The organism is Streptomyces finlayi, from assembly GCF_014216315.1.
GTDB lineage: Bacteria > Actinomycetota > Actinomycetes > Streptomycetales > Streptomycetaceae > Streptomyces > Streptomyces finlayi_A.
The window spans coordinates 1,989,088-2,014,732 of record NZ_CP045702.1; the positions used below are offsets into that span (position 1 = coordinate 1,989,088).

Here is a 25,645-nt window from a genome sequence, read left to right on the forward strand (position 1 = left end):
CGGCTCTCCTCCCGCTCGGCCCTTCCGCTCGGCCGCTCCGCTCGGCCTTCCGGTTCCGTGGACGAGCGGTGCGCGAGACGGCCCGCCGCCCGGCGGCCTCGCGCCTCGACCGGCAGCACACCGGCCGCCGCCGCCGGTCCGGCTCGAACTGGGCGAACTCTCCCCCGTACACCGCTCCCTGGTCGCCTCCATGGCGACGCCCGTCCGGCTGGGATACCCGTGCGACATCGAGTATCTGACCCAGCAGGCCCGCTTCATGGAGAACGCGGTGGCGTCGGCCGTGCTCCACGAGCCGTTGCTGATGTCGCTGCGACGGTCCGGCGCAGAGCGAGAAGCGGCCCCGCGGTACGGCCTCCGAGTCGCGAAAAAGGCCCTCCACCGAAGTGAAGGGCCTTATCCTGTCGAGCTGTTGTACCCCCGACCGGATTCGAACCGGCGCTACTGCCGTGAGAGGGCAGCGTGCTAGGCCGCTACACAACGGGGGCTTGTTACTTCGGACTTGCGCTGGGCTACCAGGACTCGAACCTAGAATGACGGTACCAGAAACCGTAGTGTTGCCAATTACACCATAGCCCATGGTGTTACAAGTACCCCCGACCGGATTCGAACCGGCGCTACTGCCGTGAGAGGGCAGCGTGCTAGGCCGCTACACAACGGGGGCCCTAGCGATCCTCCACCCGGCGTCAGCCGGATATTTTCACCACGAGAACATGGGTGCGACCCAGGTGTTCCTGCGGGATGGATCTGTACCCCCGACCGGATTCGAACCGGCGCTACTGCCGTGAGAGGGCAGCGTGCTAGGCCGCTACACAACGGGGGCCTGATACTTCGGATTACTTCAGTCTTACGCTGGGCTACCAGGACTCGAACCTAGAATGACGGTACCAGAAACCGTAGTGTTGCCAATTACACCATAGCCCACTGAAACGCAACCCCTTGTGGGGTTTCATTTCTGTCTGCGCTTCCCTGTCGGATCTTTCGTTCCGCTCGGGCGGCGCAGGAAGAACACTACCCGAAGGTGTCCGGCGCTCCAAAACGGGTATTGCCCACCAGCAGCCCGGGCAGCTGATCGAGTCCGGTGATCCGCACGAGATCCGGCCGCCCTCCCCGGTCCTCCCGGTCCAGCCAGATGCCCTTCAGACCGGCCGCCACGGCCCCACCTGCGTCGATGTCCGGTTCATTACCCACGTAGGCCACCTCGTGCGGAGCCAGCGCGAGCGCCTCGCAGGCGGCGTGGAAGGCCGCGGCCTCGGGCTTGGAGATCCCCAGTTCCGCCGCGCAGAGCACCGACTCGAAACGGTCCCGTACGCCGAGGACGGTCAGCTTGCGATGCTGGTGCTCCAGCGAGGAGTTCGACAGGACGGCATGGCGGTACGCCGTCCTCAGCGCGTCCAGCGCCGGCACGGTGTCCGGGAAGAGCGACCAGGCCGACTCGTAATGACGGATGTGCCGACCGAACCACTCGTCGGCCTCGGCGTCGCTGAGCGGCCGCCCCAGGAAATCCCTGGCCCGGTCCCGGCGCTGCCCCTCCCAGTCGGTCACTCCCGCCGCGAAACGCTCCCAGTGCCGTCGCGTGAGCTCGTCCCAGGCGTCCAGGGCGTCCTGCGTGGAGCGGTAACTCCCGGGCAGCCCCTCGGCCGCCATATGCCTGCTGAGACCGGCGGCAGCCGCTGATCCGTAGTCGAAGAGGGTGTCGTCAACGTCCCAGAGGACGGCTCTGATCGCCATGGGCCGACTCTAACGGCCCGTGTACGCGGATAGGCCCGGACGATCCGCTCGGCGCGGTCCGTCCGGGCCTGGCCCATGCCCGTCATACCGGTACTACACGGCCAGCTTGGCCAGTGCCGCGTCCACGCGGGCGATCGTCTTCTCGCGGCCCAGGATCTCCAGGGACTCGAAGAGCGGCAGGCCGACCGTGCGGCCCGTGACGGCCACCCGGACCGGGGCCTGGGCCTTGCCGAGCTTCAGGCCGTGCTCCTCGCCCGCCGCGAGGACGGCGGCCTTGAGGGCCTCCGCGTTCCAGTCGGCGGCGATCAGCTTGGCGCGGGCCGTGACGAGGAGGTCGCTGGAGCCCTCCTTCATCGCCTTGGTCCAGGACGCCTCGTCCTCGACCGGCTCGTCAAGGAAGAGGAAGTCGACGTTGGCCGTGATCTCGGAGAGGACGGTCAGCCGGGTCTGGGCGTACGGGGCGATCGTCGCGAACTGCTCCGCGTCGAACGCCTCGGGGGCCCAGGGCGCGAACGGGGCCTTCAGCCAGGGGCCGCACGCCTCGGTGAACGCCTGCACGTCGAGCCTGCGTACGTGCTCGGCGTTCACGTGCTCGGCCTTCTTCAGGTCGAAGCGGGCCGGGTTGGCGTTGACGTCCTCGATGTCGAACGCCGCGACCATCTCGTCGATGTCGAAGATGTCGCGGTCCTCGGCGATCGACCAGCCGAGGAGCGAGAGGTAGTTCAGTAGGCCCTCGGGGAGGAAGCCGCGCTCGCGGTAGAGGTTGAGCGAAGCCTGCGGGTCGCGCTTGGAGAGCTTCTTGTTGCCCTCGCCCATGACATAGGGGAGGTGGCCGAAGAGCGGGATCTCCTTGGCGATGCCCAGCCCGATGAGCGCCCGGTAGAGGGCGATCTGCCGGGGGGTCGAGGAGAGCAGGTCCTCGCCGCGCAGGACGTGGGTGATCTCCATCAGGGCGTCGTCGACCGGGTTGACCAGCGTGTAGAGCGGGGCCCCGTTGGCGCGGACGATGCCGTAGTCCGGCACGTTCTCGGGCTGGACGGTGATCTCGCCACGGACCAGGTCCGTGAACGTGATCGCCTCGTCGGGCATCCGGAAGCGCACGATCGAGACGCGGCCCTGCGCCTCGTACGCGGCGGTCTGCTCCGCGCTCAGGTCGCGGCAGTGGCCGTCGTAGCCCGAGGGCTTGCCGGCGGCGCGGGCGGCGTCGCGGCGGGCGTCGAGCTCCTCGGTGGTGCAGTAGCAGTGGTACGCGTGGCCGGCCACGAGCAGCTTCTCGGCGACGTCCGCGTAGACGTCCATGCGCTGCGACTGGCGGTACGGGGCGTGCGGGCCGCCGACCTCGGGGCCCTCGTCCCAGTCGAAGCCGAGCCAGCGCATCGACTCGAGCAGCTGGTCGTAGGACTCCTCGGAGTCACGGGCCGCGTCGGTGTCCTCGATACGGAAGACCAGGGTGCCCTTGTGGTGCCGGGCGAAGGCCCAGTTGAACAGGGCGGTACGGACCAGGCCCACATGGGGGTTACCGGTCGGGGAGGGACAGAAACGTACGCGAGGGGGTACCCCCTGCTCGAGCGGAGCCGAGAGCTTGGGGGATGGTCCGTTAACCACGCTTGATCACCTTGTTGGTGAGAGTGCCGATGCCTTCGATGGTGACGGCGACCTCGTCGCCGACGTGCAGGGGGCCGACCCCTGCGGGGGTTCCGGTGAGGATCACGTCGCCCGGGAGCAGCGTCATCGCTTCCGTGATGTGGACGACCAGGTCTTCGATGGAGCGGACCATGTCGCTCGTACGGCCGAGCTGGCGCTGCTCTCCGTTGACCGTCGCCTGAATGGTGAGGTCGCCGGGGTCCAGGTCGGTCTCCACCCAGGGGCCGAGCGGGCAGGAGGTGTCGAAGCCCTTGGCCCGCGCCCACTGCTTCTCGCGCTGCTGAGCGTCACGGGCGGTCACGTCGTTGGCGCAGGTGTAGCCGAAGATGACGTCCTTGACACGCTCACGCGGGACTTCGCGGCACATGCGGCCGATGACCACGGCCAGTTCGGCCTCGTGGTGCAGTTCGTTCGAGAAGGAGGGGTACTCGATGGCGTCACCCGAGCCGATCACCGACGTGGTGGGCTTGAAGAAGGCGACCGGGACGTCCGGGACCTCGTTGCCCAGTTCGGCGGCGTGCTCCGCGTAGTTGCGGCCGATGGCCACGACCTTGTTGGGGAGCACGGGGGGCAGGAGCCGGACCTTGCTCAGCGGGACCTTGGTGCCGGAGAGCTCGAAGTCGGTGTACGGAATGCCCCTGATGATGTCGAGGACGAGGTCACCGGATTCAACGGTGCCCTCACCCTCCACGGCGCCGAAGGCGACATTGCCGTCGATGGAGAACCTGGCGATGCGCACGGGAAGCTGTCGCCCCTCACTTGCTGGCTGGCTGACTGAAGACTGACGCTCCAGGCTAGCGCGCCGGGCGAGGCGCCGAAGCGGGCGAGGGGGACAGCGCTGCCGATCAGGCGACGGTCGTGACCGGGGCTTCCATCAGGATGGTGCGGCGGGGGTTGGCCGTCTGGGTGGGCAGGTCGACCGAGTGCTCCGGCCGCTCCGGCGTCTGCAGTGCCGCGGCGTCCTCGAGGTGCGCCAGCGTGGTGCGCCGGGGGTTGGCAATGTTGCGGAACATCATCGTGGTCTTCATCTGCCGTCTGGGCCCTGTCGGTCTGGGCGCCACCCGAAGGGGCGCCGGCTTGTCGGATTCGCCATGCCTGTAAAGGGTCAGGCTAAACATCCGATTCCCACCCGGCGCTCCGGAGAGACGGCGATCATCGTGTGAGTTTGCTCACGAAGTTGCCGACAAATGCCGCATCACGGTCAGTCGAGCACGCGTCATGAAACGGACATTGCATAGCTGAACGCGCCATTCCGCTCCCGATCGTCGCTACTGGGGCACCCCCTACCCGTAAGGGACTCATCCCCGTTCGTCCGATTTGACCGCGAACACTCTCCACACCTTGTTACATATTCATCACAACGTGTCACTCAGGTCACAGGCCGGTACAGGGGCCTTGTTGGAGATCCTGCACTGTGCTGGAATTCCACGCACCGTCGCGGGTTTCAGGCCGGCGCGCAGGGCGCAACGCAGCGCCGAGTGGCGGCGGGAGGGGGAGAACGCCGGTCACTCACGACCACCATGGGGCGCGTCCAGCGCCCCACGACGCCGACACCGTCCCGACCCGCGCAGGCGGAAGGGACGCCTGGTCCAGAGGTTGCGACGCTAGTGCAGGGACGTTTCAAGAGGGATGGCACGGGGTCTCCCCAAGCCCGCCAGGGCCGAGGGGAAGCTCCGGCAGATCAGGAGCCGCGCGGCGGGAACGACCGCGGTTCCTCGCCCCAGCACGCCCAGAACCCCGGGCAGGCCGCGGCCGGTGACAGTGGTGACCGCGCGCAGCGACCGGGCACCACGACGAGCAGCGGCACGGAGCCCGTCACCGGGTTCCAGTCGCGCGGACCGGTCAACACCGGCTCACGAATAGCTCTCCGTAACTGGCGCATCAGCACGCGTCTGGTCTCGCTCCTCGCCCTTCCCGTGGTGGCGGCGACCACGCTGGGCGGACTCCGTATCAACGAGTCCATGAACGACATGCAGCAGCTGGAGCACATGCAACTGCTGTCCCAGATGACCAAGCAGGCGACCGCGCTCGCCCAGGCGCTCCAGGAGGAGCGCGACAAGTCGGCGGGCCCGCTGTCCAACGGAACGGCGCCCACGGACTTCAAGGTCACCGAGCCCCGGAAGAAGACCGACCGTTCCAAGGACGCCTTCCTCGAGGCGACCGAGGCGATCGACAACGCCGACAGCGACGAGGCCCTCGACAGCATCCACTCGAGCGTCAGCCAGATCTCGGTCCAGCTGGGGCAGATCCGCGACATCCGCGAGGACGCGTACGCCAAGGGCACTCCGAGTCTCAACACGGTCGACCAGTACAGCCAGTTGATCACCTCGCTGCTGAGCCTCTCGCAGGACATGGCGCAGGCGACCAACAACCCCGAGATGATCAAGCGGACCCGGGCCCTGGCGGCCTTCTCCTCCTCCAAGGAGTACGCCTCGGTCCAGCGGGCGATCATCGCCGCGGCGCTGCCCGGCGGTGACAGCGCGAAGACGAACCTCGACAAGAACGACCAGCAGTTCGGCCGCAACGCCCTCCGCAAGGAGGCGCAGACGCTCGCCTCGTTCAGGTCGACGTACGAGAGCACCGGCAACAGCGCCGACGAGCTGACGGCGTCGCTGTCCAACGGCCACCCCGAGATCAACGCCGCGGACATGTACGCGAAGCAGGTCCTCGTGAGCCCGACGGGCATGGTGGGCAAGAAGTCCCGCTCGTACATGGACTGGTACGACCAGAGCTCCACCAAGATCTCGGCCATGAAGACCATCGAGGAGACCCTCCTCAGCGAGATGGAGGGCAAGGCCCGCGAACTCCGCGAGGAGTCCCAGCGCGAGGCCATCCTCAACGGTGTCGTCATCCTCCTCGTCCTCGGTGTCTCGCTGGTGGGCGCGTTCGTCGTGGCGCGGTCCATGATCCGCTCGCTGCGGAGGCTCCAGGACACCGCGACCCGGGTCGCTCAGGACCGGCTGCCCGAGCTCGTCAAGCAGCTCTCGGAGACGGACCCGCAGGACGTCGACACCTCCGTCGAGTCCGTCGGTGTGCACTCCCGGGACGAGATCGGCCAGGTGGCCGCGGCCTTCGACGACGTGCACCGCGAGGCCGTCCGGCTCGCCGCCGAGCAGGCGCTGCTGCGAGGCAACGTCAACGCGATGTTCACCAACCTGTCCCGGCGTTCGCAGGGCCTCATCCAGCGCCAGCTCTCGCTCATCTCCGAGCTCGAGTCGCGCGAGGCCGACCCGGACCAGCTGTCCTCCCTCTTCAAGCTCGACCACCTCGCGACCCGTATGCGCCGTAACGGCGAGAACCTCCTCGTCCTCGCGGGCGAGGAGCCGGGCCGTCGGTGGACCCGCCCCGTGCCGCTGGTCGACGTGCTCCGTGCCGCCGCCTCCGAGGTGGAGCAGTACGAGCGCATCGAACTGACCGCGGTGCCCGCCACCGAGGTCGCGGGCCGCGTGGTCAACGACCTCGTGCACCTGCTCGCCGAGCTGCTGGAGAACGCCACGTCGTTCTCCTCGCCGCAGACGAAGGTCAAGGTCACCGGTCACGCGCTGCCCGACGGCCGGGTGCTCGTCGAGATCCACGACACGGGTATCGGCCTCTCCCCCGAAGACCTCGCGGCGATCAACGAGCGGCTCGCGGCGCCGCCCACCGTGGACGTCTCGGTCTCCCGGCGCATGGGTCTGTTCGTGGTCGGCCGGCTGTCCCTGCGACACGGCATCCGCATCCAGCTGCGCCCCTCGGACTCCGGCGGCACGACCGCGCTGGTCATGCTTCCCGTCGACGTAGCCCACGGAGGAAAGCAGCCCCCGTCCAAGCAGGGCCTCGGGCAGCAGCAGGGCGCTCCGGGCGGGCTTCTCGCCGGTGGTGCCCCGGGCAGCGCCCCGCGCCCCGGCCTCGGCGGCTCCGCGGCGGGCCCCTCGGCCGCGCTCGGCGCCGGTGCGCAGCGCGGGCAGGTCGGTGCGGCCTCCGGTCCGCGTGCCGCGCTGCCCTCGCGCGACGGCGGCCCGCGTCAGCCGCAGAACGGCTCCCAGAGCAACGGCATGCAGGGCGCCACCGGCATGCAGGGCAACGGTCCGCAGAACGCGGGCCGGCCCCACCAGGCGCCGCCCGCGGGCGGCCTCACCGGCGCCTTCGGCGGCGGTGCCCGTATGGGCTCCCGCGGTGACCAGGGCGAGGCTCCCGGCCGTACGGACTCGGGTCAGCCCAATCTGTTCGGTCACGCGGGGCAGAGCCGGCCCGGTCAGCAGCAGGGCGGCCCGTTCGGTCAGCAGGGCCAGCAGAGCGGCCCGCCCGTCCGGCAGCAGCAGCAGCAGCAGCCCAGGCACGCCCAGAACGACCAGGGCGGTTTCCAGCAGCCCGGCGGCCCCGGCCGCCAGCTGCCGCCGCCCGGCGGTCCCCGGGCCGAGCTGCCCGGTGGCAGCCCCCAGCCGCAGCGCCCGCAGAGCACGAGCTGGGGTGTCGAGGAGCAGGGCGCTCAGCGCCAGTCCCCGCCGGACGCCCCGCGTGGTCACGAAGAGCCCGGGAACACCGGCCAGTTCGCCCGGCCGACCGGCCCGAACCAGCCGTACGGCGCCTCGGACCCCCTCCAGGGCCCCGGCGCCACGGCGGAGTTCGCCCGTCCTGACTTCTCGGCGCCGCAGGCATCCCAGGACCCGGCAGGCACCGCCCAGTTCGCACGCCCCGACTTCGGCACCCCGCAGCAGAACCAGGGGATGCCGGCGCCGCGGCAGCGCGGGCGGGACGACGCCGGCTTCGGCGCTCCGCGTCCGCCGGCCTCACCCGCGGGTGAGATGCCGCACCGGCCGGCACTGCCTCAGCAGTCACAGCCCGAGTCGCTTCCGCCGGCCGGTCCGGGGGACGGTCGTACCCCGCTGTACGACACCCTTGAGACGAACTGGTTCCACGGACCGCAGCAGGGTGGCCAGCCGCCCGCTCCCGAGGACCGGAACGCGGCCGCTCCGGCGGCCCCGGCCGCCACGCCCGTTCCTCCCATGCCACGGCGTGGTGACACCGACACCGGTGCCACCAGCACCTGGCGCCCCTCGCCCAACGACGAACTCGTACGGCAGGCGGAGCGGGTCAAGAAGCCCGCTGCGGGCGGGATCACGACATCCGGACTTCCCCGCCGGGTTCCCCGTGCCAATTTGGTACCGGGCACCGCCCAGCAGCAGAATCACCAGTCCGGACCCCAGGTTTCGCGTGCGCCCGATGACGTACGCGGACGTCTGACCAATCTCCGCCGGGGCATCCAGCAGGGTCGGCAGGCCAACAACGGCCAGTCGACCGGCGGTTTCCATCTCGGCCCCACTCACCAGCAGGAGCGTTAGTTGAGCCCCATGAGTCAGGCCGCACAGAATCTGAACTGGCTGATCACCAACTTCGTGGACAACACCCCCGGGGTGTCCCACACCGTCGTGGTCTCCGCGGACGGCCTGCTGCTGGCGATGTCCGAAGGCTTCCCGCGCGACCGCGCCGACCAGCTGGCGGCCGTCGCCTCCGGTCTGACGTCGCTGACCGCGGGCGCCTCCCGGATCTTCGAGGGCGGCGCCGTGAGCCAGACGGTCGTGGAGATGGAGCGGGGATTCCTGTTCCTCATGTCCGTCTCGGACGGGTCGTCGCTGGCCGTCCTCGCCCACCCGGACGCCGACATCGGTCTGGTCGGGTACGAGATGGCTCTCCTCGTCGACCGTGCGGGCACCGTCCTCACGCCCGACCTGCGCGCCGAGCTCCAGGGCAGTCTGCTCCACTAGGCGGCCATGCAGCGGATCCCAGGCACAATCCCCCCAGGTACTGCCCACAACCCTCACCCGTCCGGCCGCCCCAGACCCCCCACCGGCCCCTTCAGACGGCAAGCCGACACACCGCTGTCACGCCCGGAGGATTCATGACCCCGCCACCCGCCTCACCTGATCCGTACGGCGCACTGCACCACGCGTCGTACGACGGTGAAGGCGACCAGCCGCTGGTCCGTCCCTATGCCATGACCGGCGGCCGGACCCGGCCGCGTTACCAGCTCGCGATAGAGGCCCTGGTCAGTACCACGGCCGACCCCGCACACCTGGGGACCCTGCTCCCCGAGCACCAGCGGATCTGCCACCTGTGCCGTGAGGTCAAGTCGGTGGCAGAGGTCTCGGCACTGCTGTCCATGCCCCTCGGCGTGGCCCGCATCCTTGTGGCGGACCTGGCGGAAGCCGGCATGGTGGCCATCCACCAGCCGGGCAACGGAGAGGCCGGCGGCGCGCCGGATGTGACACTGCTCGAAAGGGTGCTCAGTGGACTTCGCAAGCTCTAACGGCGGGACGGGCCGTGCCACCACTTCGGCGAAGATCGTGGTGGCGGGCGGCTTCGGCGTGGGTAAGACCACGTTCGTCGGTGCCGTTTCGGAGATCAATCCGCTGCGCACCGAAGCCGTGATGACGTCCGCTTCCGCGGGCATCGACGACCTCACACACACCGGGGACAAGACCACCACCACGGTGGCCATGGACTTCGGACGCATCACCCTGGACCAGGACCTGATCCTGTACCTCTTCGGCACCCCCGGACAGGACCGCTTCTGGTTCATGTGGGACGACCTCGTACGCGGCGCCATCGGCGCCGTCGTCCTCGTCGACACCCGCCGCCTCGCCGACTGCTTCCCCGCGGTCGACTACTTCGAGAACAGCGGCCTCCCCTTCGTCATCGCCCTCAACGGCTTCGACGGACACCAGCCCTACACCCCCGACGAAGTACGCGAAGCACTCCAGATCGGCCCCGACGCCCCGATCATCACCACCGACGCCCGCCACCGCGCGGACGCCAAGAGCGGTCTGATCACTTTGGTGGAACACGCCCTCATGGCACGTCTCAAGTAGACGTAAGTCCGTATTTCCCTACGGAAGTTGCTGTAGTCACACGGGGACGGCCTGTGTCGTTTGACACGATCCGCCCCCGTGTTCATAACGTTTCGACAGAGAAATTGCCCCCGCATCAACACACGATGCGTTCGACTGGTACCACTCTGCTCATGCGAGCCCCGCCTTTTGGCGGGGCTCGCTCTTTATGCCCGTTTTGCCTGCGGTGTAGACCACTCGGAATCACTCATTCCGACTGTTTGGAACGCGGCCGGTCCCGTGCTGGAATTCGTCGAACTACCGAGCAGTACGGCCCTGAACGAATACTTCGGCACAACGTTGGTGCCGACGCCGAGAGGTTGTTGGTCGAGTGAGGCGAAGCAACGAGGGCTCCCCGGCGCAGCCGGAACGGGGCAACTTCACCCCGCCGCCCCGCGCCGGGGCGTCGTCCGCGGACATGTCCGCGCCCGAACCGGCCGGTGGCTCCACCAGCCGGCTGTCCCCGCGCAACTGGCGTGTGCCCACGCGGCTGAACGCGATCCTCCTGATCCCCGCGCTGGTCGGCCTGGTCATGGGCGGCTTCCAGGTGAAGGGATCGATCGACACCTGGAACGAGGCCCAGGACGCCGAGAAGACCGCGCGGATCGTGCGCGCGGCTTCGGAGTACGGGCAGGCGCTGCTCAACGAGCGTGACCTCACCGCTCAGCCACTCCTGTCGAACAAGCGCACCGCCGACGTCGTCGAGGAGGCCCGTTCCACCACGGACGAGGCCAAGACGAAGTTCGACACCGCCGTACAGGACATGCCGTCGGAAGGCCGCCTGGAGCGCCGCCTCAAGCTGTTCAGGGTGGAGGAGCCCCAGCTTCCCGAGCTGCGTAAGGCCGCCTACGCCGAGGCGCTGGACCCGGTGAAGACCGAAGAGGGCTACACCAAGGTCCAGCACTCCCTGATGGAGTTCTCCAACGACCTCGGCCTCGGTACCGGCAACATCACCAGTTACGGCCGTACGGTCTACGCGATCGAACTCTCCAAGGCCGCGCTATCGCTTCAGCGCTCCATCGGCATGCACCTGCTGGTCCGTCCCAGCCAGGAGCGCGGCACGTTCCAGGCGCAGGTCAAGGCCTTCAGCTCGTACAACTACCTGGAGCAGATCGCCCTCGCCGAGTTCGTCTCCGGTGGTACGGAGGCCGACGCGACCCGCCTCAAGACCGTCATGACCGGCAAGGCCGCCGAGGGTGCCAAGCAGCTGAAGGCGGCCGCCGAGCAGGCCCAGGCCGCCGGCAAGCCGTTCGTGCCGCCGCCCAGCATCAACGGTTCGGTCTTCGACGGCATGGCCCAGCAGATCGGCCAGGGCCGGACGCCGGCCGAACTCCGGGCCAAGGGGATCACCCCCGAGACCTGGATGGCCGGCGCAACCGCCAAGTTCGACGGTTACTCCACGGTCGGCGACGAGCTCGTCGACAAGGCCGTGACCGAGGCCGCGGAGATCTCGTCCGACGCCAAGACGGACGCCATCGTCAACGGCCTGATCGTGGTCATCGCGCTGCTCGCGGCGTTCGTCGTCGCCGGCCTCATGGCCCGGCAGATGAGCCGCGCGATGCGCCAGCTGCGTACCGCCGCCTTCAGTATCGCCGAACAGCGGCTGCCGATGCTGGTCGACCAGCTGTCGCGGACCGACCCGGGCCGGGTCGACACGCGCGTCCAGCCCATCCCGATCAACACGCAGGACGAGATCGGCGAGGTCGCCCGCGCCTTCGACCAGGTGCACCGCGAGGCCGTCCGGCTCGCCGCCGAGCAGGCCATGCTCCGGGGCAACGTCAACGCGATCTTCACCAACCTCTCGCGCCGCAACCAGTCGCTCATCGAGGGCCAGCTGACCCTCATCACCGACCTGGAGAACAACGAGGCGGACCCGGACCAGCTGGAGAGCCTGTTCAAGCTGGACCACCTGGCCACCCGTATGCGCCGTAACGGCGAGAACCTCCTCGTCCTCGCGGGCGAGGAGCCGGGCCGCCGCTGGAACCAGCCGGTGCCGCTGGTCGACGTCCTGCGGGCCGCCTCCTCCGAGGTGGAGTCGTACGAGCGCATCGAGCTCACCGGCGTACCGGAGAGCGAGATCCACGGGCAGGCCGTGACCGACCTCGTCCACCTGCTGGCCGAGCTGCTGGAGAACGCCACCACGTTCTCCTCCCCGCAGACCAAGGTCCGGGTCACCGCGACCCGGCTGCCCGACGGCCGTGTGATGGTCGAGATCCACGACAAGGGCATCGGCCTCACGGCCGAGGACTTCGCGGACATCAACCACAAGCTGGCCAACCCGCCGACCGTGGACGCCGCGGTGTCCCAGCGCATGGGCCTCTTCGTGGTCGGCCGCCTCGCCGACCGGCACGGCGTCCGTGTCCAGCTGCGCCCCTCGGGGGAGCAGGCCGGTACCACCTCGCTGGTCATGCTGCCGGACGCGATCACCCACGGTGGCGGTGGAGAAGCCGTCGCGCAGGACGACTTCACCGTCTCCTCGATCATTCCGGAGCAGCAGCAGCCTGCGTTCGACCCGATGCCGCAGCAGACCACGATGCGTACGGCGGCGGAGCTCGGCTTCGACGACTCCCGGTACGAGACACCCGACGGGGACGCCCAGCTCGACCCGGTCGGCCGTTCGCTCCTGCGTGAGGAGCGACGGGCCGCGCTGGAGGCCCAGGCCGGCGGCGAGCAGGCGGCGCTCCAGAGCCGGCCGCAGCAGTACGGGCAGGAGCAGTACGCCCAGGAGCCGCAGCCCGCACAGCAGGAGTACCAGCAGCCTTCGTACGAGGCCGCCCCGTACCAGCCGTATGGCACCGGCTACCCGCAGCAGGATCAGCAGGGCGGTTATCCGGAATCGGCCTATGGCGCTCCGGAAGCCCAGCAGGCCCAGTACGGCGAGCAGTTCAACACCGCCGCGGCCCAGTCCCCCCAGGATGACTGGCCGGCTCAGGACGGCTACCAGGGAGCGTACGAGCCTGCACCACAGGCTGAAGCGGAATCTTTTCCGAGCGCTCCCGCAGCGGCTCAGGAGAGCGTAGGATTCGACCGTTCGGGCCCCGTCCCGAACACCGCGCAGGAGCTGACCGAAGCCGGTCTGCCGCGACGGGGTGGCGCGCAGCACTGGCAGCCCACCGGCCGCGGAAACGAATCTGCGGAATCGGTTCCGGTTCCGGTTCCGGTTCCGGCGCCGGTTCCGGCGCGGGACACGCAGCAGCCGCCTTCCGCCCCGGCGACCGGCGAAGGCCCCGACGACTGGCGCTCCACGAACGACGAACGCTGGGAGCGGGCCGAGAAGCTCCGCGACCCGAAGGCGGGCGGGATCACCCCGTCCGGTCTCCCCCGTCGCGTCCCCAAGGCCAATCTGGTCGAGGGCACGGCGGAGCAGACGCAGCAGGGCGGCCCCCAGGTCTCCCGCGCACCCGAGGACGTCCGTGGCAGGCTGAGCAATCTGCGGCGCGGGGTCCAGCGGGGCCGCGACGCGGGGTCGGACACAAGTAACACCTACAACCAGGAGCGTTAGTGTGAGCCCGATGAGCCAGGCGGCGCAGAATCTGAACTGGTTGATCACCAACTTCGTGGACAACACCCCCGGGGTGTCGCACACGGTGGTGGTCTCCGCTGACGGCCTGCTGCTGGCGATGTCCGAAGGCTTCCCGCGCGACCGCGCCGACCAGCTGGCGGCCGTCGCCTCCGGTCTGACGTCGCTGACCGCGGGCGCCTCCCGGATCTTCGAGGGCGGCGCCGTGAATCAGACCGTTGTGGAGATGGAGCGAGGATTCCTCTTCATCATGTCCATCTCCGACGGATCATCTCTTGCCGTCCTTTCGCATCCGGACGCCGATATCGGCCTGGTTGGGTATGAAATGGCGCTTCTGGTCGATCGCACCGGCAGCGTTCTGACCCCGGACCTCCGCGCGGAGCTCCAGGGAAGTCTTCTTAACTAATAGGCAGACAGTGCGTTTCTCGCCACCGCCCCTTAAGGTGCGGTGGCGCGGCCCCACTGGTATCGGCGACTGGCATTCGGAGGAGGAAACGTGGCAGCACCCACAGGCGGACACCCATATGAGGGTGGTCAGCGGGTTCCCGGTGAGCACGACGACAACCGTTTCAACTTCCCCTCCGCCCCCGGCAGACAGGGTGCGCAACAGCCTTATCAGCCGCAGCAGCCCTACCAGCAGCCGCAGAGCACGCAGGGGTCCGACTGGCCCCAGCAAGGCTCGGACTGGCCGCAACAGGGTTCGTGGCCGCAGCAGCCCCAGCAGCCGTACGGATCGCCCCAGGCGCCCCGTATCCAGCCGGTGCAGCCACGGCGGGCCGCGGCGCCCGCACCCGCGGCGCACAACCCGCTGGTCCGTCCGTACGCCATGACAGGCGGCCGGACCCGGCCGCGGTACCAGCTCGCCATCGAAGCGCTGGTGAGCACCACGGCCGATCCGTCGCGGCTCCAGGGGCAGTTGCCCGAGCATCAGCGGATCTGCCAGCTCTGCGTGGAGATCAAGTCGGTGGCCGAGGTCTCGGCCCTCCTCTCGATCCCGCTCGGCGTTGCCCGGATCCTCGTCGCCGACCTGGCAGAGGCCGGGCTCGTCGCTATCCATCAGCCCGGCGGCGACGAGGCCGCCGGCGGCCAACCAGACGTGACACTGCTCGAAAGGGTGCTCAGTGGACTTCGCAAGCTCTAGCGGCGGAGCGGCCCGCTCAACTACCTCGGCGAAGATCGTGGTAGCAGGGGGCTTCGGCGTGGGTAAGACCACGTTTGTCGGTGCCGTTTCGGAGATCAATCCGCTGCGCACCGAAGCCGTGATGACGTCCGCTTCCGCGGGCATCGACGACCTCACACACACCGGGGACAAGACCACCACCACGGTGGCCATGGACTTCGGACGCATCACCCTGGACCAGGACCTGATCCTGTACCTCTTCGGCACCCCCGGACAGGACCGCTTCTGGTTCATGTGGGACGACCTCGTACGCGGCGCCATCGGCGCCGTCGTCCTCGTCGACACCCGCCGCCTCGCCGACTGCTTCCCCGCGGTCGACTACTTCGAAAACAGCGGCCTCCCCTTCGTCATCGCCCTCAACGGCTTCGACGGACACCAGCCCTACACCCCCGACGAAGTACGCGAAGCACTCCAGATCGGCCCGGACACCCCGATCCTGATCACGGACGCCCGCCACCGCGGGGACGCCAAGAGCGCGCTCATCACGCTGGTTGAGCACGCCCTCATGGCTCGCCTGCGCTGACGGCCCCGGTACGACGGCAGGCCCCGCACTCCGGAAGGAGTACGGGGCCTTTCGCATGCGCCCCGTGCGGGGCGCGGGGCGTTCTCAGCCCTGCCAGCTGTGCGGGGCGCGGAAGCCGGGCGTGCGCTCCAGACGGCGCCATCCGGCGGTGTTGCGGCCTCGGTGGGCGGGTGCGGCGGGCTGGGCGGCCGCACGGGCGAGCAGGACGGCGGTGATGGCCGCCAGCTCCTCGGGGTCGGCGAGACCCTTCTCGACGCGCAGCACGGACTCGGCGGGGGTGATGCTCATGGGGTGTGTCTCCGTCTTCTCGGCAGATGGCGCGGGCGGCGGCGGGGGTCACCCGCGTCGGCCGGGCTACTGCGGCGGGTTGCCGTGCTTACGGGACGGCAGGTCGGCGTGCTTGTTGCGGAGCATCGCGAGCGAGGCGATGAGGATTTCTCGCGTCTCGGCGGGGTCGATGACGTCATCGACCAGGCCGCGCTCGGCGGCGTAGTACGGGTGCATGAGTTCGGCCTTGTACTCCTTGACCATGCGGGCCCGCATGGCTTCGGAGTCCTCGGCCTCGGCGATCTGGCGGCGGAAGATGACGTTGGCCGCGCCCTCGGCGCCCATCACCGCGATCTCGTTGGTGGGCCAGGCGTACGTGAGGTCGGCTCCGATGGACTGCGAGTCCATGACGATGTACGCGCCTCCGTATGCCTTGCGCAGGATCAGGCTGATCCTCGGCACGGTGGCGTTGCAGTACGCGTAGAGCAGCTTCGCGCCGTGCCGGATGATCCCACCGTGCTCCTGGTCGACGCCCGGAAGGAAGCCGGGGACGTCCAACAGGGTGACGATCGGGATGTTGAACGCATCGCACATCTGGACGAAACGAGCGGCCTTCTCGGACGCCTCGATGTCCAGGACGCCCGCCATGGCGAGCGGCTGGTTGGCGACGATGCCGACGACCCGGCCGTCGAGGCGGGCCAGCGCGCAGATGATGTTGCGGGCCCAGCGCTCGTGGATCTCCAGGTAGTCGCCGTCGTCGACGAGCTCCTCGATGACCTTGTGCATGTCGTAGGGACGGTTGCCGTCGGCCGGGACCAGGTCGAGCAGGGTGTCGCCGCGCCGGTCGGCGGGGTCGTCGCTCGTCACCGTGGGCGGGTTCTCGCGGTTGTTGGAGGGCAGCATCCCGATCAGGTAGCGGACCTCGGCGATGCAGGTCTCCTCGTCGTCGTACGCGAAGTGCGCGACGCCCGAGGTCTCGGCGTGCACGTCCGCGCCACCGAGGCCGTTCTGGGTGATCTCCTCACCGGTGACCGCCTTGACGACGTCCGGTCCGGTGATGAACATCTGCGAGGTCTCGCGGACCATGAAGACGAAGTCGGTGAGGGCGGGGCTGTAGGCCGCGCCGCCCGCGCAGGGGCCGAGCATCACGCTGATCTGCGGGATGACACCGGACGCCCGGGTGTTGCGCTGGAAGATCCCGCCGTATCCGGCGAGCGCGGAGACGCCCTCCTGGATACGGGCGCCGGCGCCGTCGTTCAGGGACACCAGCGGGGCGCCGGCCGAGATGGCCATGTCCATGATCTTGTGGATCTTCGTGGCGTGGGCCTCGCCCAGCGCCCCGCCGAAGATCCGGAAGTCGTGGGCGTAGACGAAGACCGTGCGGCCCTCGACGGTGCCCCAGCCGGTGATGACGCCGTCGGTGTACGGCTTCTTCTCCTCCAGGCCGAACCCGGTCGCCCGGTGCCGGCGCAGCTGCTCGACCTCCTTGAACGATCCCTCGTCGAGCAGCAGTGCGATGCGCTCGCGGGCGGTCAGCTTGCCCTTGGCGTGCTGTGCCTCGGTCGCGCGCTCACTCGGTCCCCGCCGGGCCTGCTCTCGCAGCGCCAGCAGTTCGGCCACCCGGCCACGCGTGTCGCCCGGCTCGCTCAGGGTCTCGTCCACAACGGTCATGTACTGACCCTACGAACCCCACGGCACAAATCGTGCCGTTGACTCCACACAGTCTCCTGCCCGGTTTCCTGGTGGACCCCGACAGAACCCGAACGCCGCACAGCCGTCCCGCCAGCTCACAGCCCTCCGCCTTTGTGGGGGGCCGACAAAGCCGAGGATGTGTCGCCGGGCACATCGTCCGTACCGGCCAGGCGTACGGAGACGCTACGGCACGGGCGCGGGACCGTGTCCCACGCCCGTGCCCCGGCAGGTCCAGGGGTCAGCTGCCGCAGTGGAAGCGTGCGCTGCCCCAGTCGGCGTGGTCGTTGCCGTTGCCGTCCCCGGCCTCGGTGACGATCAGATCGACGTACTTGGCGCCGGTGACGTCCGCGGTGAGCGGGCGGGCCGGGTCGGCCGCCCTCAGTACGGGGGTCGCCGCCACCTGCCTGCCGTCGGCGGCGACCTCGAAGGTCACCGTGCCCCGCGATACCTGTGCGTCGTCCACCCCGACATCGGCGGTGAAGCCGGTGCACCGCCCGCCGAGGTAGTAGCGGATCTTCGCGGCTGCGTGGCTGCCGATGCCCTTGGCGTGGACCACTCCGCCGATCGTCAACGGGGTGCCGTCCTTGGCTGCCTGACCTCCGTTGGACATGTCCCGCTCGACCGGTCCCCAGCCGTTCTCGGCGGATGTCCAGTCGATGTCGCTCGCCCAGACATCGCCGGTGGGCGGCGGCTGCAGGGTCCGTACGGAACTGGAGGCGTCCAGCGAGCGGGGTGTGCCGCCGGCCGTGTATCCGGCCTTGGCCTTGAGGGTGTACGGCACGTACGCGGCGTCCACCGGAGGGGTGACCTGCCAGACCGCGGTCGCCTTGGCGCCCGTGGCGACACTGTCGTGCGTGACCGGTGCCGCGGGGGCGGCCGTCCAGCCCTCGGGCAGGTCGAGTGACAGCCGGACGTCGCTCGCGGCGGTCTGCTCGAAGTTGGTGAAGGTGGCGGTGACCTCGTTCTTCTGCCCGGGTTCGAAGGTGGTGGCCTTCGGGGTGAGGGCGAGAGTGGCGCAGGCCGACTGTTCGTCGGACGGGCCGAGGTCGGTGACCGTGAACCCGTCAAGGATGAAGTCGGCCTTGGCGTGCGCGTCGTCGCGCATCCGCAGTCCGGTCCAGGTGTCGCCGCAGCCCGCGTTCACGGTCTGGCTGAAGTGGGCGGTGGTGCGGGCCTGGGGGACGGCGGTGCGGCGGGTCTCGACGGACTCGGGCTTCCCGGCGGCGATCCGGTCGTATCCGGTGACCCATTCGAAGGAGCCGGCGTGGCCGGTCTGGTAGTCGAACTCGATCTCGTAGCTGTGCCCTTCCACCATCGGCACGGTGGCCGGGGCGGTCCGGTAGACGAGTCCCTCGTTGCCCTCGTGGGTCTTGAGCGACTCCTCGCCCGCCAGGACGTCGTCGACGAGCTTGCCGTTCCAGCCGGCCTGGGTGTACGGGGCGTTCTTCTGCGCGATGTGCGTGCGCGGGTCGTTGGAGCCTCCCGCGGAGCCCTTCAGGAAGGGCCCCCACGCCTGGTCGACGTCCTCGAAGTCCTCGTACACGATGGTTCCCGCCTTGGTGGCGGGCGCGTTGGCGACGACGCGTACGTCGTCGGCCCGTACGGTCGCCGTTCCCTTGCCCGCGTCGATCCGCAGGGTCGCGGTGCCGGTGGCGGGGGCGGTGAAGTTGACCTTGACGCGCTGCATGTAGGTGTCGTGCCAGTCGCTCGCCGCGATCCTGTTCATGACCGTGGACCGTTCGACGGCGACCTGCTTGCCGGCGACCGACAGGGTCGTGCGCCGTTCCTTGCCGGGTTCGATCTCCAGCCAGGCGGAGGCGGTGTAGCGCTCTCCCGGCGTCAGCCCGGTGATCGTCTGGCCGGCCGCGCCGTCGATCCGGGCGCTGTTGCGGCCCATCCCGTCGGTGTCGCGGGTGACGGTGCCGGTCTTGACCCAGTCGCTCAGATCACGGTCGTTGAACCCGGGGTCGGCGACGGGGCCGCCCTGCCCCCAGCCGGCGTCGCGCAGGCCGGGGGCGTGGTCGGGGTAGAGGACATACGGCCGGCCGGCGGTCGCGGTGAGCGTGACGCGGCCGTCGGCGGGCTTCACCGTGCCGGTCTTCACCCGCCCGTTGTCGGTGAGCTCGTAGACGGTGTACGCGCCGTCGCCGGGTACCGCCCAGCTGCTCGTACCACCGTCCTCGCTGTAGTGGTAGAGCTTCTTCCCGCCGTCCCACGGCAGGAGGTAGTCGCCGCCGCTGAGGACCTTGCGCCCGTCGTCGTAGAACGTCCGCTTCCCGTCCTCGACGGTGCCGCGGACACCCCCGGTGAAGGTGATGTCGTTCGTCCCGGAGTCCCAGCGGGTGATCTTCTCCTGCTGGAGGAACTTCGCGGGCAGGTTCTGCTGCCAGACCGCGCCGTAGAAGGCGTTGAAGTCCTGCTCGCCTGTCCATCCCCCGAAGCCTTCGAGGACGGACTGGCCGAGGACCGGGTGCTTGTTCCAGACGTCCTTCTCACCGTTGCGGATGAAGCGGATGATCTGCGAGTTGAGGCCCTTGTTGGTGGCGCCGCCGTAGTCCAGGTCGTTGGCCCAGTGCGACCACAGCGAGGAGCGCTCGAACTTGTCGGCCCACTCGGTGCCGACGGTCCAGCCCTGCTTCCGCACGGCCCGCATGGTCTTGTCGGCGATCCAGCCGTGCGAGTAGTACACGTCGATGTACAGGAACGACAGGTTCGGGTCGGTCTCGTCCCGCAGCTGCTGGAACCGCTTGGCGAGGTCACCGCTGTTGATGTCGCGGCGCTGGTCCATGTAGTAGCTCTGGTTGAGCCAGTTCCAGCCCGGGCTGTTCTTGTCGGCGAGCGACTCGCTGAACGCCTTCGCCTCGGGGTACGACTCGGTGGCGTTGACGTGTACGCCGAAGGTCGCCCCCCAGTCCTTGCCCTGCTTGAGCAGCTTGTTGAGGTCCTTGAGCCCGCCTGCGCGCTTGTTGTAGTTGCCGCCGTAGTCGGGGTGGGCGGAGTCGTGGCCCTCGGAGCCGTAACCCTTGAGGACGGCCAGCTGACCGAGGCCGTCCGTGGCCAGGGAGACCCGCTTGACGTCGTCGAGGGTCCGCAGGAAGGGGTGGGTGGCCTGGCTGGCGAAGTTGAACGGGATGTGGGTGATGACCCGGTCCGCCGTCTCGTCGCCGCCCGGCGCGATGACGCCGATGGAGCGGAAGGCTATGGCGCCGTCCTGCCAGTCCACGGTCCTGTCACCGTTGGCGTCGGGTGTGACGACGACCTTCGCCCACGGCAGGTCCGCGCCGCTCTCGGGCTCCGGGGCGCCGGCGCCCCGGTAGGTCCACTGTCCGGACCGGACGCCGACGCGGACGCTGCCGTCGGCGGCCTTGCGGGCCTGGTGCAGGAAACGCGAGTTGTCGCCCTTGGCGAGACCGCCCGGACTGTCCGTGGAGGCGTTGGACTCGACGGCCGCGGCAAGGGAGCCGGTGTGGAGAATCGCGTAGGTGGCGCCCACGGGTGCCGCATCGGCGGCGGTCTGCGGAGTGACCTTCGCGAAGACGTCGGCGGTCTTCGTGGAGTCGGGGTCGAGGCGGGTGAACGCGGTCGCCGCGCCGGTGTCCGTGGAACCCACGGAGACGAGATCGTGGCCGGGTATGTCGATGGTCCCGACGCGGAAGGTCTCGGTGTCGCGTACGGCGGTCACCTTGAAGGTGGTGGCGCGCCCGGAGACCTCGATGGAGGCGTCGATCTCGATGCCGGGCAGGTCGGGGAAGGTGAGCGTGTAGCGGGCGGCCGAGGCGGTGACCTCGGGAGCCCCCTTGAGCCGCACCGTGCGCGCGGTGCCGTTGAGGGTGACCTCCGTGACCGGCCGGGTACTGCCGGACAGCTGCTCGCCGCCGGCCTTGTCGGTGTACGACAGGACGCGCGGGAAGTCGTCGGCCACGGCGACCGACAGCTGCGCCGATCCGATGACGGCGGTGCCGGAGGCCGCGGCCGCGGCGGCGGCGGCGGGAAGTGGAGCGGCTGCTACGGCGGGGAGGCTGGTCCCCACGAGCGCCAGGACGGCTGCTGAGGCGGCGGCTACAGCGCCCGCCGAAGTGAGTCTTCGCGACATGTGCACTGAGTAGCCCCCCTCTCCTGACAGCGTCAACGGCGTACGGCCCGGACGGGCTTACCAGTCCAACAACCGCTCTCTTTTAGTCCAAGTGGGGCCGGAGCGGGCCGGAACGGGGCCGCGTTCGCCTCCTGTTCACCGGCCGCAGGCGATTGGGGACGCGCGGTCAATTAAGTGCCGTATGCCGGGGATGAGTTGTGAAGACATCCCACTTCTGAGAGCGCTCTCAGTCATAACTCTTGACGCTCCACCGGAGCATCGTGAAAGTGGTGCGCACCGCAGACGCCCCCACCGTGTCAGCCCCCCGAAAACCATGTCCGTCTGCGGCCCCCCACACCTCGGGAGTACCTCGTGATCTCACGCAGACTGTTCCTGTCAGGCGCCGCCGCGTCCGCGACCGCGCTCACCTATCCCCTCTGGGGCAGCGCCCTGAGCCCGCGCGCCTCCGCCGCCCCGGCCACCTGCGAACTGGCCCTGGAGAACCGTTCGCTGCCGGGCACGGTGAACGCGTACGTGACCGGCCACGAGCAGGGCACCGGCCGCTGGGTGCTGCTGCGGGCCGACGGCGGCGTCTACCGGCCCGACTCCCCCGGCGCTCCGCAGACCCCGCTGCCGGTCGACTGCGCCATCCCGCTGAAGGGGGCGGGTGCCGGACCGGTGGTCCTGACGCTGCCCCAGATGTACGGGGCCAGGATCTACTTCGTGCGCGACGACAAGCTGGACTTCTACCTCAACCCGGGGCCGTCGCTGGTCGAGCCCGCCTTCGCGACACCCACGGACCCGAACTACGGGCGGACCTGGTCGTTCTGCGAGTTCACCTTCAACCCGCAGCAGCTGTACGCCAACATCAGCTACGTCGACCTGGTGACCGCGCTGCCGATCGGCCTGAACCTCCAGGGCGACACCACGCACACCGTCGCACCCCTCCCGGACGGCGCCGTGCAGCGGATCGCCGACGATCTCACCGCGCAGGCGGCCTCCGACGGACAGCCCTGGGACAAGCTGATCACCCGGGGCCCGGACGGAAAGGTCCTGCGGGTGGTCTCGCCGCAGAACCTGATGGCCCCGTTCTTCGACCGGCCCGACCAGATGCCGTTCCGGGATCTGTTCACGGCGCAGGTCGACGAGGTCTGGACGGAGTACCGCTCGACCGATCTGCGGATCGACCTCCAGGGCGGCCGGGGCACCCTGGCGGGGCGGGTCAGCGGTGACACGCTGACGTTCGAGGGCGGCCACACCTTCGCGCGGCCCACGTCCAAGGACATCTTCACCTGCAACCACGGGCCGTTCACGAACAACCCGGGTGACTCCGACGACAAGAAGGCGCTGCTCGCCAGGATCTCGGCGGGCTTCAACCGCTCGATCATGCTCAGCCACCCGCAGCAGCCGAACGGCACCACGGTGGCGGACTACTACAAGGGCACGGTGACCAACCACTGGTCCCGGGTCGTCCACGCGAACGCGCCGATCGGTTACGCCTTCCCGTACGACGACGTACGCCCGGACGGCGAGCCCGACGTGTCCGGCGCCGCGCACGACGGCAACCCCAGGCGCTTCACGGTGAGCGTCGGGTCCTGACCCATCACCCCTGCGCGTGCGGGTGCCCCCGTCCCGCCGGACGGGGGCACCCGTGCGTACGGCTCAGCAGCCGCCGCAGTTGTAGTACGTCACGTCCCAGTGGTGGCCCTCGTCCGCGTAGATGTTGCCGGAGCCGGACCGGTACTGGGGAGCGCCGTCGCCCCGCACGCCGATGTAGGTGAAGACGCCGCGGACGTAGTTGTCGAGGCAGGTGGACTTGGAGAAGTCGAGCTTGTAGCCGTTCCAGTGCGAGTACGTGCCGCCGGCGTGGCCGGTCTCCGTGCCACCGGTGATGTTCAGCGCGCAGCCCGTGGCGCTCTTGAGGGTCTGGGCACCCTGGGCACTGGCCAGATTGAGCTGCTCGAACGAGGTGCAGGTGGAGACGTTCCGGTTGGAACAGCCGCCCGACGACGACCAGGTGATGTTCGACGAGCGGAACATCGAGGTGGCGGTGGAGTGGCTGATCTTGGTGACGGCGAAGGCGTCGGTCGCGCTGGTGACGACGCCGACGCCCGGGGCGAAGAAGGCGCCGATGACGAGGGCGAGTGCGGTCAGGGCGGAGCGGAGCGTGGGGCGGTAGGACACGGAAAAATTCCTCCTGCTCATGACAATCAGACGAGACGGTCGCACCGTCGGGCACGGGAGATGGTGCCCGAGTTCTACGCGCGTCCGCCAGAGGGCGACACCGCCACCGGGAAGCGGAGGGGTGACTTCCGGACCGGCCTGGACCCTTGCTGTTGAAACTTGAACTAGATTGCTCTACAGTCAATCTCGTTGAAGGTTAAACAACCACTCGACATCCGCTCGATCACGTCCCCCGAGGAGGAGCCATGGCTCTGTTCAACCGCAGGAACACCACCGCCCCGTCCACCACCGCCACGCTCGCTGCGGACCCCGCGCTGGCCGCCCTGAGCGGCGACTACGTGATCGACCCGGCCCACAGCAGCATCGGATTCACGGTGCGTCACGCCATGGTCACCAACGTCCGCGGTTCCTTCGGTGAGCACGAGGGCACCCTGAAGCTGGACGGCGCGAACCCCGCGAACTCCTCGGCCTCGATCGACGTCAAGATCGCCAGCATCGACACCGGCATCGCCGACCGCGACGGTCACCTGGTCAGCGGCGACTTCTTCGACGCCGAGACCTTCCCGCTCATGTCCTTCCGGTCCACGAGCGCCGAGCAGCTCGGCGGCGACACGTACCGCGTCACCGGCGACCTCACGATCAAGGACGTCACGCGTCCGCTCGCCATCGACCTGGAGTTCAACGGCTCGGCGACCGACGTCTACGGCAACGAGCGCGTCGGCTTCGAGGGCGGCACGGACATCCTGCGCTCGGACTGGGGTCTGACCTGGAACGCGGCGCTGGAGACCGGCGGCGTGATGGTCAGCGACAAGGTCAAGCTGAACTTCGACATCTCCGCGATCAAGGCCGCCCCGCAGGCCTGATCCTCCGGGTGGCACCGCACGAGCGAGCGCGCCCGCCTCCGCTTCCCTCCGGGGAGCGGGGCGGGCGCTCGTGCGCGGGTCTCACCGCCGGTACGCGGCCACGGCGCTGCGGGTGTCATCGGCGGTCAGGTCCGCGTTGATCGCCGCCGCGGCCTTCAGCCCCGCGTTCGCGGCGCCGATGACCTGCTCGGTCAGGCTGGCGACGTTTCCGGCCACCCAGACGCCGGGCACCTCTGTCGCTCCCGTCGGATCGGCGGCTATGTACGTGCCGACCACGTGCCCGGCCATCTCCTGCTCGGCAGCCACGAGGCCCAGGCTCCGCAGGACCTCGGACCGTGCGGTGAAGCGAGGCTGGACGACCACCGCCTCGCGGGCGATCACCCGCCCGCCGGCCAGCCGCACGCCGGTGAGCCGGTCGCCGTCCACCTGGAGACCGGCCACCTCCCCGTCCACGACGGCGATGCCCCGGGCGGCGAGCTGCTCGTACTCCGCGTCGTCCGGTTCGGGACCGGTGTGGCGGAAGAGCGTGATGTCCTCGCTCCACTGCCGCCACATCAGCGCCTGGTGCACGGCCATCGGGCTCACGGCGATGATGCCGATCGGGCGGCCCGCGACCTCCCAGCCGTGGCAGTACGGGCAGTGCAGCACCTCGCGGCCCCACCGCTCCGCCAGGCCCGGCACCGGGGGCAGCTCGTCGACGAGTCCGGTGGTCACCAGGAGCCGGCGGGCCGCGACGGCGGCGCCGTCCTCCCGTACGACCAGGAAGCCCTCCTCGTCAGGGAGCTTCCCGGCGGACACCACGGTGCCCTCGGCGATCTCGGCGCCGTACCCGGCCGCCTCCGCACGCCCGGCGGCCAAAAGCTCCGAGGGGGCGGTGCCCTCGCGGCCCAGATAGTTGTGCACATGGGCCGCGGGTTCGTTGCGCGGCTCCCCCGCATCGATCACGAGCACCGAACGCCTCGCCCGGGACAGGGCCACCGCGCCGCTCAGGCCGGCCGCTCCGCCGCCCACCACCACTACGTCGTACCGCTTCGTGCTGTCGTCCATACGAGACATTTCCATGGACGGAAGACTGCGGGACGGGCAGAAGAAGTGACAACTTTGCT

19 protein-coding genes and 5 tRNA genes are annotated in these 25,645 nt (G+C 69.4%); 10 read left to right on the forward strand and 14 right to left on the reverse strand.

What is annotated here, in order from left to right; genetic code table 11:
- Positions 1–412: 412 nt before the first annotated feature.
- The 9 genes from F0344_RS09000 to F0344_RS09040 all read right to left on the reverse strand — a co-directional run bounded on the left by F0344_RS09000 (position 413) and on the right by F0344_RS09040 (position 4,400).
- Positions 413–485, reverse strand: a tRNA-Glu gene (locus F0344_RS09000).
- A 19-nt stretch (positions 486–504) separates the two neighbouring features.
- Positions 505–576, reverse strand: a tRNA-Gln gene (locus F0344_RS09005).
- Between the two features lie 12 nt (positions 577–588).
- Positions 589–661 (reverse strand) — tRNA-Glu (locus tag F0344_RS09010).
- 86 nt (positions 662–747) lie between these two features.
- Positions 748–820 (reverse strand) — tRNA-Glu (locus F0344_RS09015).
- Positions 821–849: 29 nt separating this feature from the next.
- Positions 850–921 (reverse strand) — tRNA-Gln (locus tag F0344_RS09020).
- An 87-nt stretch (positions 922–1,008) separates the two neighbouring features.
- Positions 1,009–1,728, reverse strand: coding sequence for an HAD family hydrolase (locus tag F0344_RS09025; protein ID WP_185298281.1), 720 nt, complete (start codon positions 1,726–1,728; stop codon positions 1,009–1,011).
- A 93-nt stretch (positions 1,729–1,821) separates the two neighbouring features.
- Positions 1,822–3,333: a glutamate--tRNA ligase gene (gene gltX / locus F0344_RS09030; RefSeq protein ID WP_185298282.1), complete on the reverse strand. Its 1,512-nt coding sequence runs from the start codon at positions 3,331–3,333 to the stop codon at positions 1,822–1,824.
- A complete protein-coding gene (locus tag F0344_RS09035; protein ID WP_185298283.1) occupies positions 3,326–4,111 on the reverse strand; it encodes a fumarylacetoacetate hydrolase family protein in 786 nt (261 codons plus the stop codon). The genes gltX and F0344_RS09035 overlap by 8 nt, the downstream gene beginning before the upstream one ends.
- A gap of 106 nt (positions 4,112–4,217) precedes the next feature.
- The gene (locus F0344_RS09040; protein ID WP_185298284.1) at positions 4,218–4,400 is read right to left on the reverse strand and encodes a hypothetical protein; all 183 of its coding nucleotides are present in this window, start codon (positions 4,398–4,400) and stop codon (positions 4,218–4,220) included.
- 579 nt (positions 4,401–4,979) lie between these two features.
- On the opposite strand from F0344_RS09040, the gene F0344_RS09045 reads away from it, so the two are divergent.
- The 8 genes from F0344_RS09045 to F0344_RS09080 all read left to right on the forward strand — a co-directional run bounded on the left by F0344_RS09045 (position 4,980) and on the right by F0344_RS09080 (position 15,461).
- Positions 4,980–8,693 (forward strand): sensor histidine kinase, encoded by a 3,714-nt coding sequence (locus tag F0344_RS09045; RefSeq protein WP_258049795.1) that lies wholly within the window; start codon positions 4,980–4,982, stop codon positions 8,691–8,693.
- 9 nt (positions 8,694–8,702) lie between these two features.
- Positions 8,703–9,116: a roadblock/LC7 domain-containing protein gene (locus F0344_RS09050; protein ID WP_024495006.1), complete on the forward strand. Its 414-nt coding sequence runs from the start codon at positions 8,703–8,705 to the stop codon at positions 9,114–9,116.
- A gap of 134 nt (positions 9,117–9,250) precedes the next feature.
- Positions 9,251–9,658, forward strand: a complete 408-nt coding sequence (locus F0344_RS09055) for a DUF742 domain-containing protein (RefSeq protein WP_003966010.1) — start codon at positions 9,251–9,253, stop codon at positions 9,656–9,658.
- The gene (locus F0344_RS09060) at positions 9,639–10,220 is read left to right on the forward strand and encodes a GTP-binding protein (protein WP_073213974.1); all 582 of its coding nucleotides are present in this window, start codon (positions 9,639–9,641) and stop codon (positions 10,218–10,220) included. The genes F0344_RS09055 and F0344_RS09060 overlap by 20 nt, the downstream gene beginning before the upstream one ends.
- Before the next feature lie 349 nt (positions 10,221–10,569).
- Positions 10,570–13,740, forward strand: coding sequence for a nitrate- and nitrite sensing domain-containing protein (locus F0344_RS09065; RefSeq protein ID WP_185298286.1), 3,171 nt, complete (start codon positions 10,570–10,572; stop codon positions 13,738–13,740).
- 10 nt (positions 13,741–13,750) lie between these two features.
- Positions 13,751–14,164 (forward strand): roadblock/LC7 domain-containing protein, encoded by a 414-nt coding sequence (locus tag F0344_RS09070; RefSeq protein WP_185302589.1) that lies wholly within the window; start codon positions 13,751–13,753, stop codon positions 14,162–14,164.
- 90 nt (positions 14,165–14,254) lie between these two features.
- The gene (locus F0344_RS09075) at positions 14,255–14,899 is read left to right on the forward strand and encodes a DUF742 domain-containing protein (RefSeq protein ID WP_185298287.1); all 645 of its coding nucleotides are present in this window, start codon (positions 14,255–14,257) and stop codon (positions 14,897–14,899) included.
- Complete coding sequence (locus F0344_RS09080) at positions 14,880–15,461, forward strand: GTP-binding protein (RefSeq protein WP_185298288.1); 582 nt, start codon at positions 14,880–14,882, stop codon at positions 15,459–15,461. Before F0344_RS09075 ends, F0344_RS09080 begins: the two co-directional genes overlap by 20 nt.
- 84 nt (positions 15,462–15,545) lie before the next feature.
- On the opposite strand, the gene F0344_RS09085 is transcribed toward F0344_RS09080, so the two are convergent.
- The 3 genes from F0344_RS09085 to F0344_RS09095 all read right to left on the reverse strand — a co-directional run bounded on the left by F0344_RS09085 (position 15,546) and on the right by F0344_RS09095 (position 21,513).
- Positions 15,546–15,749 carry an acyl-CoA carboxylase subunit epsilon gene (locus tag F0344_RS09085; protein ID WP_185298289.1) on the reverse strand — a complete coding sequence of 68 codons (204 nt, stop codon included), beginning with the start codon at positions 15,747–15,749 and terminating at the stop codon, positions 15,546–15,548.
- A gap of 66 nt (positions 15,750–15,815) precedes the next feature.
- The gene (locus F0344_RS09090; RefSeq protein WP_185298290.1) at positions 15,816–17,399 is read right to left on the reverse strand and encodes an acyl-CoA carboxylase subunit beta; all 1,584 of its coding nucleotides are present in this window, start codon (positions 17,397–17,399) and stop codon (positions 15,816–15,818) included.
- A gap of 259 nt (positions 17,400–17,658) precedes the next feature.
- Positions 17,659–21,513 carry an endo-alpha-N-acetylgalactosaminidase family protein gene (locus F0344_RS09095; RefSeq protein WP_185298291.1) on the reverse strand — a complete coding sequence of 1,285 codons (3,855 nt, stop codon included), beginning with the start codon at positions 21,511–21,513 and terminating at the stop codon, positions 17,659–17,661.
- Between the two features lie 351 nt (positions 21,514–21,864).
- Here F0344_RS09095 and F0344_RS09100 point away from each other — a divergent pair, with 351 nt between their 5' ends.
- On the forward strand, positions 21,865–23,091 hold the full coding sequence (locus tag F0344_RS09100; protein WP_185298292.1) for a glycoside hydrolase family 64 protein: 1,227 nt from the start codon (positions 21,865–21,867) through the stop codon (positions 23,089–23,091).
- A 63-nt stretch (positions 23,092–23,154) separates the two neighbouring features.
- On the opposite strand, the gene F0344_RS09105 is transcribed toward F0344_RS09100, so the two are convergent.
- Positions 23,155–23,676 carry a hypothetical protein gene (locus F0344_RS09105; protein WP_185298293.1) on the reverse strand — a complete coding sequence of 174 codons (522 nt, stop codon included), beginning with the start codon at positions 23,674–23,676 and terminating at the stop codon, positions 23,155–23,157.
- Positions 23,677–23,921: 245 nt separating this feature from the next.
- Between F0344_RS09105 and F0344_RS09110 the strand changes: the two genes are divergently transcribed.
- On the forward strand, positions 23,922–24,539 hold the full coding sequence (locus F0344_RS09110; RefSeq protein ID WP_185298294.1) for a YceI family protein: 618 nt from the start codon (positions 23,922–23,924) through the stop codon (positions 24,537–24,539).
- 81 nt (positions 24,540–24,620) lie between these two features.
- On the opposite strand, the gene F0344_RS09115 is transcribed toward F0344_RS09110, so the two are convergent.
- Positions 24,621–25,595 carry an NAD(P)/FAD-dependent oxidoreductase gene (locus F0344_RS09115; RefSeq protein WP_258050252.1) on the reverse strand — a complete coding sequence of 325 codons (975 nt, stop codon included), beginning with the start codon at positions 25,593–25,595 and terminating at the stop codon, positions 24,621–24,623.
- Positions 25,596–25,645 lie beyond the last annotated feature (50 nt).

Excerpts from the sequence above, each read along its gene's own strand:
- F0344_RS09025 (WP_185298281.1), bottom strand. The coding sequence starts at position 1,728 with ATGGCGATCAGAGCCGTCCTCTGGGACGTTGACGACACCCTCTTCGAC.
- F0344_RS09040 (WP_185298284.1), bottom strand. The coding sequence starts at position 4,400 with ATGAAGACCACGATGATGTTCCGCAACATTGCCAACCCCCGGCGCACC.
- F0344_RS09050 (WP_024495006.1), top strand. The coding sequence starts at position 8,703 with ATGAGTCAGGCCGCACAGAATCTGAACTGGCTGATCACCAACTTCGTG.
- F0344_RS09055 (WP_003966010.1), top strand. The coding sequence starts at position 9,251 with ATGACCCCGCCACCCGCCTCACCTGATCCGTACGGCGCACTGCACCAC.
- F0344_RS09070 (WP_185302589.1), top strand. The coding sequence starts at position 13,751 with ATGAGCCAGGCGGCGCAGAATCTGAACTGGTTGATCACCAACTTCGTG.
- F0344_RS09085 (WP_185298289.1), bottom strand. The coding sequence starts at position 15,749 with ATGAGCATCACCCCCGCCGAGTCCGTGCTGCGCGTCGAGAAGGGTCTC.
- F0344_RS09090 (WP_185298290.1), bottom strand. The coding sequence starts at position 17,399 with ATGACCGTTGTGGACGAGACCCTGAGCGAGCCGGGCGACACGCGTGGC.
- F0344_RS09095 (WP_185298291.1), bottom strand. The coding sequence starts at position 21,513 with ATGTCGCGAAGACTCACTTCGGCGGGCGCTGTAGCCGCCGCCTCAGCA.
- F0344_RS09110 (WP_185298294.1), top strand. The coding sequence starts at position 23,922 with ATGGCTCTGTTCAACCGCAGGAACACCACCGCCCCGTCCACCACCGCC.
- F0344_RS09115 (WP_258050252.1), bottom strand. The coding sequence starts at position 25,595 with ATGTCTCGTATGGACGACAGCACGAAGCGGTACGACGTAGTGGTGGTG.